Source organism: Treponema sp. Marseille-Q4523, from assembly GCF_016901105.1.
Classification (GTDB): domain Bacteria; phylum Spirochaetota; class Spirochaetia; order Treponematales; family Treponemataceae; genus Treponema_D.
The window spans coordinates 1-13876 of the sequence record NZ_JAFEVM010000050.1; the positions used below are offsets into that span (position 1 = coordinate 1).

Genomic DNA, 13876 nt, shown 5'->3' on the forward strand with positions numbered 1-13876 from the left:
CGATTAAGCAATTTATATTTTCCAATAAGCCGTCTTTTGATTCCCGTGATAATATATTAAAATTTTGTGAGGGAACGGGAACAGGGGAACATACAAAAGGAATATATTATAACGATATGCGAAATTAAAGATTTTTCTTTGTTTATTCCTTATAATCGTTTCCGTTGTTATTATAGCGTATTCCTGAAAAGCTTAAACAGCCCCTAAAAACATTCATTCCTCTATCTTATACCCGTATAAAAATCTGCCGATACTGTAATGATGAAAACCGTCGTTATTTTAAATGCCGCATTCAGCGCTCGGTATATGTTCGAAAAAGTTTTCGGCGGACGTTCCGCATACGATAGGGCGCTTTCGTGGGCGGCTTCCGTTTCGGAAGGTACTCCCGTCATCGTCCTTGCCGCATCCGATAATGCCCAAAGGTGCAAAAGAGAAGCCGCATCCTCTTCCGTGCCCGTTTCCGTAAAAGAAAAGAAAGTGTGGACGACGGCCGATGTGCTGGGCGAAATCGCAAGTTTTAGTGAAAAAGCGGAGACCGCACTCTACGCCGCCGCCGACTGTCCCTTTTTGGACAAAGCGCTCAGCGATGAAATCCTCCGCGTGCATAAAACCTACGCCGCAGAATATACTTTTGCCGACGGCTATCCCTACGGCTTGGCTCCCGAAGCGCTCGATACGGGTGCGGCTGCCATCATTGCTTCTCTTGCGCGGCAAAAAAATCTCGGAGATGAAGTCGTCACACGGGATGCCGTCATGAAGATTTTAAAAACCGATATCAATTCGTTTGAAATCGAAACCGTACTCGCGCCGAAAGACTGGCGCCTCTACCGTCTTTCGTTCGAATGTTCGACGAAGGCGGGCTATATCGCCTCTCGTGCGCTCTACGATGCGTGCGAAGAGGGAAAAGACGCGGCAAGCCTTTCTGAAAAAGCGGTGACCCTCGTGTCGGTTTTGAAAACCGTGCCAGCCTTTTACAACGTGCAGATTTCAGGCAGGGAAGAGGGTGAATGCATTTATTCGCCGTACAGGGAAGCATATAAAAAAATGTACGGAGAAAAAAATCCGCGCGATATGACGCTCGCCGAATTCCGGCCGCTCGTGTCGCAAATGGCATCCTTTTCGGAAAGCGCCGTCGTCTCGCTTTCGGCGTGGGGTGAGCCGCTTTTGCATCCCGATTTTACGGATTTTGTTAAAGAGGTTGCCTCTTACGACGGGCTTTCGCTCCTTGTCGAAACGAACGGCCTTCACGTGACCGAAGAACTGTGCGAAAAAGTCAAAGAGATTTCAGGCGGAAAAATCATTTGGATCGTGCTGCTCGACGCGGTAAGCGAAGCGACGTACAAAAAGATGCGAGGTTCGGAAGGCTCGCTTTCAAACGCTCATAAAGCCGTCGCTCTTTTGCAGCGCGCGTTTCCCGATACGACCTATCCTCAGTTTGTTAGGACGAACGACAACGAAGCGGAACTCGAAGCTTTTTACCGCTTTTGGAAAGACGATAAAAACGGCGGCAAAGTGATAATCCAAAAATACGATTGGTTTTCAGGTCTCCTTCCCGAGTGCAAACCCGCAGACCTTTCGCCGCTCGAACGCAATCCGTGCTGGCATTTGCGGCGCGACATGACGATCCTCTCCGACGGCAGTGTGCCGCCGTGCCGCGAATACGTTTTTAACAATATCATAGGCAATGCGTTTACGGAAAGCCTCGAATCGATTTGGGAGCGGATGACCTCTTACGCCGAAAAAGATATGAAGTGCGAATACGGGGAAGTATGCGGGAAATGCGATGAATACTATACCTTTAATTTTTAACGAACGGCAGATCAACCGCACCGTTATCGGCGGTCTGTCACCGTCGGAAAAAAAGATGGACGTTTCCGCCGTCCTTCTCAATTCGAACGCGAGCCGCTTCCACGCGCAGACGCTTGAAACGCTTTCAAAGTGCGGCTTCGCTTCCGTCATTTCGATCGAACCGAATTCGGGCAGCTGCAATATAGAAGAGCTTTCGAGGCGCATCCCATCCGTGCAGTTCGTAGTTCCGCTCGAAAAAGTGACGGACGGAGACATGATCAATATCGGTATCGGCGAAGCTCCTTCTTCTTACGTGCTTGTGCTGCGCGATTCTCTTTACATCCCTCAGGGGATTTTGCAGCCGCACCTCGCGGAAAATCTTGTAAAGACGGGAAAATACTGCATCGCGCCGCGCCTTTCGGATGCGGGAAAAAAAGCGCTTCCGGTGCGCTTTACGCCCGAAGCCTCTCGCGGAAAGTTTTCCGTTTCTCAATCCGCAGTCGTCAAAGACGGTATGCATACATTGTATCCCTTCGATCATATCGGTCTGTACAACAAAACGAAATTCATTCAGCTCGGCGGTTTCGACTATACGATCACGTCTTCGTATTATCAAAATCTCGATTTGGCGCTGCGCTCGTGGCTGTGGGGAGAGGAGACCTGCCTTTCGACGTCGATGCTTTTTTCTTACAATGAGCGCGTTCCGATCGAAGACACGACGGCGGACTTAACTTATCTGCAGTTTTATCTTAAAAATTTGGCGCCGCGTTTTAAATCCGATTCGGGAGGAGCTGTCGCACCTCTTTCGTTTTTCAACTTTCTTGCGCATTCGTCGTGCGGCTTTTTCGAAGCGAAGCGGCGGTTTTCAGATGCGAAAAAATGGGTGCATACGAACCGCGCGAGATTCCACACGGACGTAAAGCATTTGATAGAAGAATGGAGAGAATGATGACGGCGGTAATCGTTCAGTGCAGAATGTCTTCGACACGCTTTCCCGGCAAAGCGCTCAAAGATTTGGGCGGTCGCCCGGTGCTCGCGTGGACGCTTTCCGCGATGAAAAAAATAAAAGCCGACGCGTATTACGTCGCGACGGATGAGGCGTCGTTTCCCGAACTCGAGCCGGTCACGCGCTCGTGCGGCTGGGAAATTTTTTCAGGTCCGCTCGACGATGTTTTAAAGCGCTTTTGCCTGTTGATCGAAAAGATCGATGCGGACGTCGTCGTGCGCGCGACCGCCGACAATCCCTTTTTATTTTACGAAGCGGCGGAGTCTCTCCTCGACGAATATATGCGGCGCATTGCACTTTCTCCGTGCGATTATATGACGTGGACGGGGCTGCCGCACGGTTCGGGCGTCGAAGTGTTCAGCGGCAAAGCTCTCGTCGCGGCCGAAAAATCGACAAGTATACCTTACGACCGCGAACACGTGGCGCCTGCTCTCTACAATCATCGAAACCGCTTTTCGGCTGTGATGCAAAAAGCGCCTGCGCGTTTTTATTATCCCGACTGCCGCACGACGATCGACACGCCTTCAGATTATCGAAGAGCGCTTTCGGCCGTTCGCTTTCTTTCCAAGGGAAAAGCGGGAGATGAGCCCTATACGACGGAGCAGATTTTATCGGCCTTTTCCGAGCCGAGCGTTACGCATCCCGTGCTCTTTGTGCCGTCGGTAAAAGAAGGGGACGGGACGGGACATCTGAGAAGGTGTCTTGACGCCGCGATCGAGTCGGGCGCCCTCGTGTATATTCCGAAAGATGCGTCGCTTCGCGAATGCGGCGAACTTATCGAACAGGCGAAAGGAAGGGGGCTTTCGGATTGGCAGATCGTCACGGAAGATCCGCTTCCCGGAGAATATTCGCTCATCGTTTCGGATTTTTTTTCGCTCGATAAACATACGGCATCTTCCCTGTATACCGCAGCCCCCCTTGCTGCGATCGACGAGGGCTCGGACAATACGTGCTTTTGCGATTACCTCATCGATATCATCCCGTCGAATCTTTCGCGAAAATCGAATATAAGCGAAAGCGCATTTATGACGATGCCCTCCCGCACGCACAGCGGGGAAGGAAGCAAAACGCGCTCCGATATAAAAACCGTTCTCGTGTGTTTCGGAGGCGAAGATCCCGCTTCCCTTACCGTTCCTGTATCGATATCGCTTCGGCGCGAAGGTCTCTCTGTGAGCGCAGTCGTCCCTGACGGCATCGACTCGTCGGAAGCGGAAGAAGCCGGTGTGGCGTGTATGCGCCCCGTTCCCGTTTTGCGCGAAATGCTTTCATCCTACGATCTCGTCGTAACGCATTACGGGCTTACCGCATACGAATCCGCCTATGCTGGTTGCGCCGTGCTTTTATTTTCGCCGACAAAGCTGCACGCATCCCTTGCAAAAAAATACGGATTCGTCTGTCTCGAAAAAAAAGATGCTGCGGGAAAAAAACTGCATACGGTTTTAAGCGAAAGCGAAAAACTCTATCCCCATATCCAGTCCGTAAATCGGCACGCTTCGCTCGGCGCTTTTATCTCATCCCTTGCAAAGGGCAAGCGTTTCTCTTGTCCCGTCTGCGGACAAAGCGATCCCGAAAAAAACGCCGTCGTTTCGCGTACGCTGCACCGGACGTTCAGGAGATGCGCTTCGTGCGGCATGATCTATATGTCGTGGACGGATTCAAACGCCGCACCCGATTACGGCAAAACTTATTTTGCCGAAGAGTATAAAGCGCAGTACGGCAAAACTTATCTCGAAGATTTCGATGCGATAAAGGCGCAAGGAGAGCGCCGCATCCGCGAAATCGATTCGCTCGTCAAAAATAAAAAACGCTTTGCATCGAAACTTTCCGTGCTCGATGTCGGCTGTGCCTACGGTCCCTTCCTTGCGGCCGCATCGGAAGACGGATGGCAGGTCTTCGGCACCGACGTTTCCAAAGATGCCGTCTCCTATGTGCAGTCATCTCTTCTCTTTCCCGCATCCTGTACTTCTTTTCCCGATTTCGATCCCGCGTCGGAATTCGGTGTGCGTCAGTTCGACGCGCTTACGATGTGGTACGTTATAGAACATTTTCAAAATCTTGATCGCGTTCTCGAAAGTGCCCTCGCTTTGGTAAAAGACGGCGGCATCTTTGCGTTTTCGACACCGTCAGCAGAAGGTGTTTCCGCTCTTATGAATACGGACGATTTTTATGCGCAAAGCCCCGCCGATCACTATACTTTGTGGGAACCGTCCAAAGCGAAACACATACTCAGGCGATTCGGCTTTACGGTTGAAAAGATAATTTCGACGGGTCATCATCCCGAGCGTTTTCCGCAAGTGAAAAAACACGGCTGGAAAAAAGATTCGCTTATGTATTCGCTCTACGCTTTCCGAAGCCGCATCTCACGTCTCGGCGATACTTTCGAAGTGTACTGCAGAAAAACGGGCGGTGCGGGAGAGGGGGAAAAATCGCATGGATAAAAACATACTCATACTCGGCGCGGGCTTTTTGCAAAAACCCGCGATCGAAGCGGCGAAAAAAATCGGCTGCCGCGCGGTCGTCGTCGACGCTAACGAAGGCGCCGTCTGCGTCGGACTTGCCGATCGATTCGAACGCATCGATTTAAAAGATAAAGAAGGGATTTACGAGTTTGCAAAAAAATTACAAAAGGAAGGAGGGCTTGCGGCAATTTTTACGGCGGGAACCGATTTTTCATCTTCGGTTTCATACGCGGGAGAAAAGCTCGGACTTGCCTGTCACTCCTATGAAGCTGCGTGCAACGCGAGCGGCAAAGTGCGGATGCGGAAAAAGTTTTCGGAAGCGGGCGTACCCTCTCCGAAATTTTTCGGCATAACGAAAAAAGAGAGCGAGCTTGATTTTGTTAAAAAATGTGTGCGGGAACTCGGCTTTCCCTGCGTCGTAAAACCCGTAGACAATATGGGCGGCCGCGGCTGCCGCATGATAAGGAGTGAAGACGAAGCGGAAGATGCTTTGCAGACGGCGCTCGCGTCTTCGCGGACTGAAAACGCCATCCTCGAAGAATACATGGACGGTGATGAATATTCGATCGACGCGCTCATCTGTGACGGGGCGATGACGATTACGGGCTTTGCCGATCGGCACATATTTTTTCCGCCGTACTTTATCGAAACGGGGCACACGATGCCGACTGCGATATCCGATGCGAAAAAAAACGAACTCATCGCGGTCTTTGCGCTTGCGGCAAAAGCGCTCGGTCTCAGCTGCGGGGCGGCAAAGGCCGACATAAAATATACGGAAAAGGGGCCGATGATAGGCGAAACGGCTGCTCGTCTTTCGGGCGGCTTTATGTCGGGCTGGACATACCCTTACGCGTCGCATTGCAATCTCACCGAACAAGCGCTCCTCATCGCGTGCGGAAAAAAGCCTTCGTTCCTCGAAGCGCATCGGAAACGTATTCCGTTTACGCCGCCTCCCTCGTGCGGAAACTGTCGCGCGCCCTACGAACTGTACGAACTTCCGTGTGTTGATGCGAGCGCCGAGCGCGCGTGGATTTCAATTCCGGGGATCGTTAAAGAAGTATCGGGTTTGGATGCGGCGCGTTCCGTTCCCTTTGTCAAAGACGTATTTCCGCGAAGCGGTGCGGGCGATGCGGTCGTCTTTCCGCACAACAACGTGCAAAAATGCGGCAATGTGATTTCATCGTCTCCGTCGTGTAAGGATTCGATTGCCGCTGCGGAAAAAGCGGTTTCTGAAATCGTGCTGCGCTTGGAACCATGCGTCCCCGAAACGGATGCGTTTTTTGCCGATGCAGAAGCCGCCGCGTCAAAATCATGCACAGCGGAAAATCGTACGGCGGATAAAACAGCGGAAGCACAGTCGCTCGTACAAAAGGCGGAAGTAAACTCGCTGTGCTTTCCGCCCGACGCCTACGGGGCGGCCTCTGCCGCTGTTGAGAGCGAAGATGCGTCCGCCCGTTCCTCACCTGCGGTAAGCGGCGTCATACCGAAAGGCGTTCGCGTTTCCGATTGCGTACCGCGGGTTTTACGCAGACTTTACGAATCGGATGAGCGCGACTGGAATCATCGAAGCTTTGCCGAAAGCTGCGCACTTTTCGACGAACTCTGTCCCGATCATCCCGACCTCGACGCGAAAAAATTTTGGCGCGCGGGACTGCGTGGGGGGGTGCAGGGAATGCTGTATTTTGCCGATACTATAGATAGGGTAAATACCGGCTTTTGAAAGTATATGCTAGCCGCTATTCACTTGATTTGCGGAACGGTTGGAAAAAAATTATCGGAGAATGAAAAAGGCAATGAACATGCCGAAAGGACATAGGATTATATTCGCTTCTCTTGTTTTGCTTTTTGCAGCGGCGGCGCAAAGCTATGCGGCGGAAACGATCGAGCTGCTGAAAAAAGCCGAAGCGTCGGGCATTCTCCTGTATTGGGACAGTTTGGCTGAAACCGGTCTTATGGAAAAAAACGGACACCAAATAAGTTTCCGTGCGGGCGACAGCGTCGTCCTGCTCGATAACCGAAAGCTTTCGGTAACCGATGCACCCCTTGCAAAAGCGGGAGCGGTTTTCGTGTCGCAGGCTTTTATAGATACGGCGGAATCGTTTTTTAAAACGGAAAGCGAAGAAGCGCACTACCGCGTCGGCGCGATTTTAATCGATCCGGGACACGGCGGAAAAGATCCGGGGGCGAGCCAAGTGTTCCGGCAAAACGGGGAGACGCTCGTCATTCGGGAAAAAGACGTAACGCTTGCCGTCGGAAAAATGCTGTACGCAAAACTCAAAACGGCGTTCCCCGACAAAAAAATTATATTGACGAGGAACGGAGATACCTTTCTTTCGCTCGGCGAGCGGACCGATATCGCCAATTCCGTACGGCTGAAAAAAAACGAAGCGGTGCTGTATGTTTCCGTTCACGTAAACGCTTCTCTGGATAAAAAAGCGAGCGGTTACGAAGTGTGGTATCTGTCGCCGGGTTACCGCCGCACCGTTATCGACAAGGCAGCTGAGGGAGAGGATAAAACGCTCTTTCCGATTTTGAACGCGATGACGGAAGAAGAGTATACGACCGAAAGCGTCCTCATTGCAAAATTTATCATGGACGGCTTGCAGGCGCAGATAGGCGACAAGTCGAAAGCGCGCGGCATAAAGGCGGAAGAATGGTTCGTCGTTCGCAACGCGAACATGCCGAGCGTGCTCGTCGAATTGGGTTTTTTAACGAATTATACCGAAGCGCGGAATTTAAGCGACACCCGGTATCTGCAAAAAGCCGCATTCGGCATATATAACGGCATAAGCGATTTTATCACGCACTTTGAGCGGTCGAGAGGCTTTACATCATCAAAATGATTTTGTACGATTGCGTTATGAAAAGAAAAACAACGGCGTTTATCGCGATCGTGTCGGCTTCTTTCGTTCTGTCTCTTGTGCTGTGGATGATGAGCTATCCGGGCGTACGCTACGTGTTTATGTTCCAGTCGGCTGCAACCGGCAAAATCTGTATGGAGTCGAGGTATTTACCGCGGCGTCCCGTGCAGGGAAAGGTGAACTGCTACGTAGACGAACTTCTGCTCGGGCCTTTGACTGCGGAATACCGCCCGCTTTTTACGCGGGGTACCCGTGCGCAATCGTGTTTTGTGCGCGGCGGCGTTCTGTATGTCGATCTTTCGGACGCGCTTGTTTCCCAAGCGGACGGCGCCTCCGAAATACAACAAGGGATGGAATTATTCAGGAAAAATATCCTGTATAATTTTAAAAATATTCATACTATCGAAGTGTTTGTTGCCGGCAATCATGCGTACGAAAAAAACGCCGTCGGGGATTTGCAAAAATAAAATCCTTGACAAACGGATTTTTTTGTACTATCGTGATAAGCGGTACAAGGCTACATCGAATAGTATAAGGAGCTTCCAAAATGAAGAAGACTTTTTTAGTGATTGCGGCGGGGATGCTGCTTACCGGAGGCGCGGGGCTTTTCGCTACGGAATCGATGCTTATCGATTTTACGAAGCTCGATGCGGACGTCGTCGCCGATGCAAACGGTAATCCGACGCAAAACGGCCGTACCGTGATGAATTATGCGGCGGCTGCGGGCGCGACATTTACCGCAGAGCAGCGGGATCTCATGAAGACCTCTCTCGCGCTCCCCGAATGGGAAGTCGTGCTGAATTCATCTGCGAAAAATGTGCAGGCGATGGGTGTTTCGACGGTCGTCGCAGCCCCTGTGCGCAGCGAAGCCGATGTTCCGTTTGCGGGTTCGAACGTCATGGGCGTCCGTGTTCTTTTCCCCGAATGGAACGCAAATGCAAACGCGCGTATCGAACCGCCGTTCGACATTCCCGTGTTCGAACCGCTTGCAGCCGCCGATGCCGACGGCAACCGTCAGGCACAGACCGACGAAGAAAAGGCGAGCGGAAAATCGCTTTTTGAAGACGGTTACGGACTGCTCAGAAACGTCGGTGCGATCAAATCGATCGCCGTCACGACGATGGGTATGAACTACCCCGAAGGCTTGTACGTTTTGCTCAAAGACAACGACGGGATCGAACGCCGCTATTTTATGGGCTATCTCGGATTCGACGGCTGGAAAGAACTCGTGTGGAATAACCCGCAGTACATCAGCGAGATCCGCAACCGCGAAATCCGCGTGTACCCGATTTATCCGCGCGGCATTCCGTATGTAAAATTTGCCGGTTTCCAGATTACGCGCGACGCGGCTCATATCGGCGGCGACTATATCGGCTACTTCAAAGACGTCAAAGTCATCTACGACAAAGCCGTGCTGACATCCGAACGCGATATCGCCGATGAAGATCTGTGGGGCATTGTTCGTGCGCGCGAAAAGAGACGCCAGGCGATCGAAATGGAGCGCTTCGGCAACAAGCAGGTGAACCGTTATCTCGAACGCATCAAACAGGCTACGGAAGAAAGCTTCACTTCGAGCCTCAATCCGGACTCCACGTCGAACGCAGCACGTTCGTCGGGTAATTCCGCAAATGCACGATAAGCTGCCGTAAGTTTCCTTTAATAAACGTCCTCCATGCCGCTCCGTGCGGAGGGGGACGTTTTTTTTATAATTTGATTTCGAGTTATGGAATACAAATCCTACGATAGTCTTCCGGCAAAAGTCCATATCCAAAAAACCTATGAAGCGTACGCGCCGTATTTTTATGCCGTTATGGAAAATATTCAAAAACGGCTGGAACGCGCCGTTACGCTCGCTTCTCCTCCGACGTATAAAGCGCGCATCAAATCTTTCGACAGCTACTATAAAAAAATTCTGCGCTTAAAAGTCGGTTCGCCCGACGACGGCTCTCTCATCTGCCTCACCGATATGATCGGCATACGCATCATCTGCGCGTTTCTCGAAGACATCGCCGTCGTTTTAAAACAGGTGCAAGGACTTTTCGATGTGCGGGAAATCGAGCAAAAGGGACCCGCTCAGAATTTCAAAGCCTTCGAATACGAATCGATTCACATCCTCGTAAAAATTCCCGACTCGTGTTTTCCGCCGCAGTCCGATTTTCCCTCGCTTCCGCGCTTAAACGATATCGTGTGCGAAATTCAAATCCGCACGATTTTACAGGACGCATGGGCGGAAGTCGAACACGAGCTTATCTACAAAAGCGAGTTTTCTCCGTTCGATCTGCCGCTTCGCAGAAAGCTCGCATCGATCAACGCGTCGCTGACGCTCGCCGATACGATTTTTCAGGAAATACGGGATTATCAGAAAAAACTGCAGGGCGAAGTGAACGAGCGGCGAAAATTGTTTTATGAAAAAGTCGATGAACTCGATACGATCAAACGCGAGATAAAAAAAACATCTCCCGAACAGGAAGGAAGCGCCGCACCTTTTGCAAAAGGAACGATCGACGATTTGCTCCTCGATGCGATTCACGCTCACAATACGGGCGATTTGGCGAGGGCAATCGAAATCTACACGCAGATCATCGAATCTGCTCCGCCTGCCGTCGTGCTATCCGTCATATATAAACACCGCGGTATGGCCTATTTTACCGAAAGCGAATATCAAAAAGCGCTCGAAGATTTTCAAGCGAGTTCGGCTCATAATCCGCAAAATTTCCGCGCCCTGTATTACGAAGGGATCGTTTACGGCATTCTCGGCGACAATACGGCCGCGATCGATCGCTTTTCGAAGTCTTTGTCGATCAACGAATACCAGTCTCACGCCTTTTATCATCGGGCGGAAGCGTATTATGAAAAAGGTGAATACGAAAGCGCGCTCGGCGATATACGCGCTGCGGAAAAGCTCGGCATAAACGACGACGCATGCAATGTGCTGCTCACAAAAATTATGGATAAGATTTGACCGTACATTTTGCGGAATACGTTTTCGGCGTGCGGTTGCCGCGGCGGCAAAAAATCTGTATAATTAAAAAGCTTTTTATCGCGCATCGGCTCATCCTTTATACGCGGCGGGGAGTTTTCCATAAGTCTTTGAAGGGGAAATGCGCGCGTATTTTTATAGCAGGTTATGTATGGCGGAAGAACAGATTCAAAGCGCTTTTTTAAAAAAACTTTCGGTGCTTGCCCAACGCAACGATCCGATCCCGCCCTCTTTATACACCAAATACGATGTAAAGCGCGGGCTGCGTTATGCGAACGGAACGGGCGTGCTTGTCGGGCTCACGCGCATCGGTGATGTCGTCGGCTACGATATGGTAAACGGTGAAAAAGTGCCGATCCCCGGAAAACTTTTTTACCGCGGTTACGATGTCGCTTCCCTCGTTAAAGATGCCGAGCGTACAAAGCAGTTCGGCTACGAAGAGTGCGTCTATCTCCTGCTCTTCGGCAAGCTTCCGACGCAAAAGCAGCTCGACGAGTTTACCCAGTTTTTGGGACTCCGCCGTACGCTCCCGCCGAACTTTACGGAAGATATGATCATGAAAGCGCCGTCGAGCGATATCATGAACAAGATGGCGCGCGGCGTGCTCGCAAGTTATTCGTACGATCCCGATCCCGAAGGGCGGGATATCGCCAACGTGCTCAAGCAGTGCATCGAACTCATCTCGCGATTTTCGACGCTTGCGGCTTACGCGTATCAGGCGAAGCGGCGTTTTTACGACGACAAGAGCATGTATATCCACAATCCGCTGCCCGAGCTTTCGACTGCGGAAAATTTTCTGCGTCTCATCCGTCCTGATAAAACCTATTCCCGCCTTGAAGCGGAAATCCTCGACCTCGCCCTTATTTTGCACGCCGAACACGGAGGCGGAAACAATTCGAGTTTGACGGTGCACGTCGTTTCATCCGCAGACACTGATACCTATTCGGCGATCGCAGCGGCTATCGGTTCGCTCAAAGGAAGGCGGCACGGAGGTGCGAATATCCGCGTCATGGAAATGATGGACGACATCAAGTCTCATGTAAAGGATTGGACGAGCGAAAAGCAGGTTCGCGATTATTTAATAAAAATTGCAAAACGCGAAGCGTTCGACGCTACGGGTTTGATTTACGGCATGGGGCACGCGGTGTACACGATCGACGATCCGAGAGCGGTGCTCCTTCGCGAGCGGGCGGCAAAGCTTGCAAAAGAAAAAAAATGCGAAGCGGAATTCCGCCTTTACGATCTTATTGCAAAGATTTCTCCCGATGTCCTTGCCGAAGTGCACGGCGCCGACAAAAGAATCTGTCCGAACGTCGATTTTTATTCGGGCTTCGTCTATTCCATGCTCAATATTCCGCGCGAACTCTATACGCCCATCTTTGCGATTTCGCGCATTGCAGGCTGGAGCGCGCACCGCATCGAAGAGATCGTTGCGGGCGGCAGGATTTACCGGCCGGCGTACAAAAACGTGTGCGATGTGCGAGATTACATTCCGATCGAAAAGCGCGTAAAGTAAGCGCACATGATCCGCCTCGACAAACTGCTGGCGCACGGAGGTTTGGGTTCCCGCTCTTCCGTAAAAAAACTTCTTCGTTCGGGCGCCGTGACCGTAAACGGCAAATGCGTATTCGATTCATCGATGCGCGTCGATGAATCGAAAGATGCCGTCGCCGCGGACGGCAAAAAAATCGAAATCCGAAAAGAGGTCTACCTCATGATGCACAAGCCTTCGGGTTATGTGTGTGCAAAGCGCGACGGACTTCATCAAACGGTTTTCGATTTGCTCGGCGATGCGTACCGTACGCCTTTTTTCGAAGACAATCTGCACACGATCGGAAGACTCGACTGCGATACGGAAGGCCTGCTCATCCTTACAACCGACGGAGAACTTACGCACCGCATCACTTCTCCGAAAAGCGAATGCGGAAAAACGTATTTTGTACGCCTCTCAAACAAAGTTCGGAGCGGAGAAGCGGCGGACTACGTTTGCAAATGCGCGCAAGGCGTACACATAGGACCGGAAGGACGAGAAAAAGAAGCAGACTGCAAAAGCGCTTGCCTCGTGTGGCTCGGAAGCGGCGATGAAAAAGACGAATGCACGCTTACGATCTACGAAGGAAAGTTTCACGAAGTAAAGCGTATCTTTTCCGCGCTCGGAAACGAAGTCGTCTATTTGAAACGCATCGCGATCGGTGCGCTTCGTCTGGACGAAAGCCTTGAAAAAGGCGAATGGAGGGAACTTTCGGAAGATGAAATTGAGCTGCTATACCGAATTTGAAAACTTGTGCGCCGCTTCAGCATGAAAGGAAATAAAGCGCAAAAGCGCTGATTTATTTTTATCAAAGGGGTGGTTACCGTCGCTACACCGCTGATAAGGACATTGTGTTTTGTGAAGTGAGGGGAGTCGGGGGCAGTCCTTATTCCAAACCGCATATAGGGTGGAGGAAAAAGTTTTGAAAAAGGGAGGGGTAGGTACTTGACAGGGAGGAGAGAAAAGTAGTAAATTACAAGCTACCCGCGCAAATCACGGGTGCGCTGTTTGACAGGTAGAGGGAAGGAAAGAAAGCAAGACGCATGCGGAGATATACAAGTCTCCCGAATCAAGCGAGAGCAAGCGGGGACAAACGAACGGAATTAGACCCGGAGCAATCCGGGAACATAATGATGGAGAGTTTGATCCTGGCTCAGAACGAACGCTGGCGGCGCGTCTTAACCATGCAAGTCGAGCGGCAGGCAGCAATGCCGAGAGCGGCGGACTGGTGAGTAACACGTGGATAACGAA

At 51.3% G+C, this 13876-nt stretch carries 10 protein-coding genes and 1 rRNA gene; all 11 read left to right on the forward strand.

The window, feature by feature from the left end; all coding sequences use genetic code 11:
- Positions 1-261 precede the first annotated feature (261 nt).
- Positions 262-1809 (forward strand): spiro-SPASM protein, encoded by a 1548-nt coding sequence (locus JSQ97_RS11830; RefSeq protein WP_205076235.1) that lies wholly within the window; start codon positions 262-264, stop codon positions 1807-1809.
- Positions 1784-2737 carry a hypothetical protein gene (locus JSQ97_RS11835; protein ID WP_205076236.1) on the forward strand — a complete coding sequence of 318 codons (954 nt, stop codon included), beginning with the start codon at positions 1784-1786 and terminating at the stop codon, positions 2735-2737. The genes JSQ97_RS11830 and JSQ97_RS11835 overlap by 26 nt, the downstream gene beginning before the upstream one ends.
- Positions 2725-5232 (forward strand): cytidylyltransferase domain-containing protein, encoded by a 2508-nt coding sequence (locus tag JSQ97_RS11840; RefSeq protein WP_239447127.1) that lies wholly within the window; start codon positions 2725-2727, stop codon positions 5230-5232. The genes JSQ97_RS11835 and JSQ97_RS11840 overlap by 13 nt, the downstream gene beginning before the upstream one ends.
- Positions 5225-6973 carry an ATP-grasp domain-containing protein gene (locus tag JSQ97_RS11845; protein ID WP_205076237.1) on the forward strand — a complete coding sequence of 583 codons (1749 nt, stop codon included), beginning with the start codon at positions 5225-5227 and terminating at the stop codon, positions 6971-6973. The genes JSQ97_RS11840 and JSQ97_RS11845 overlap by 8 nt, the downstream gene beginning before the upstream one ends.
- A gap of 61 nt (positions 6974-7034) precedes the next feature.
- Positions 7035-8096, forward strand: a complete 1062-nt coding sequence (locus tag JSQ97_RS11850; protein ID WP_239447128.1) for an N-acetylmuramoyl-L-alanine amidase — start codon at positions 7035-7037, stop codon at positions 8094-8096.
- Between the two features lie 17 nt (positions 8097-8113).
- Positions 8114-8581 carry a GerMN domain-containing protein gene (locus JSQ97_RS11855; RefSeq protein ID WP_205076238.1) on the forward strand — a complete coding sequence of 156 codons (468 nt, stop codon included), beginning with the start codon at positions 8114-8116 and terminating at the stop codon, positions 8579-8581.
- 80 nt (positions 8582-8661) lie between these two features.
- Positions 8662-9753, forward strand: coding sequence for a flagellar filament outer layer protein FlaA (locus JSQ97_RS11860; protein ID WP_205076239.1), 1092 nt, complete (start codon positions 8662-8664; stop codon positions 9751-9753).
- Positions 9754-9837: 84 nt separating this feature from the next.
- A complete protein-coding gene (locus JSQ97_RS11865) occupies positions 9838-11076 on the forward strand; it encodes a tetratricopeptide repeat protein (protein WP_205076240.1) in 1239 nt (412 codons plus the stop codon).
- 169 nt (positions 11077-11245) lie between these two features.
- Entirely contained in the window at positions 11246-12610 is a 1365-nt protein-coding gene (locus JSQ97_RS11870; protein ID WP_205076241.1) for a citrate/2-methylcitrate synthase, read from the forward strand.
- A gap of 6 nt (positions 12611-12616) precedes the next feature.
- Positions 12617-13372, forward strand: a complete 756-nt coding sequence (locus JSQ97_RS11875) for a pseudouridine synthase (RefSeq protein ID WP_205076242.1) — start codon at positions 12617-12619, stop codon at positions 13370-13372.
- 383 nt (positions 13373-13755) lie between these two features.
- Positions 13756-13876, forward strand: a 16S ribosomal RNA gene (locus JSQ97_RS11880); the annotation flags it as partial.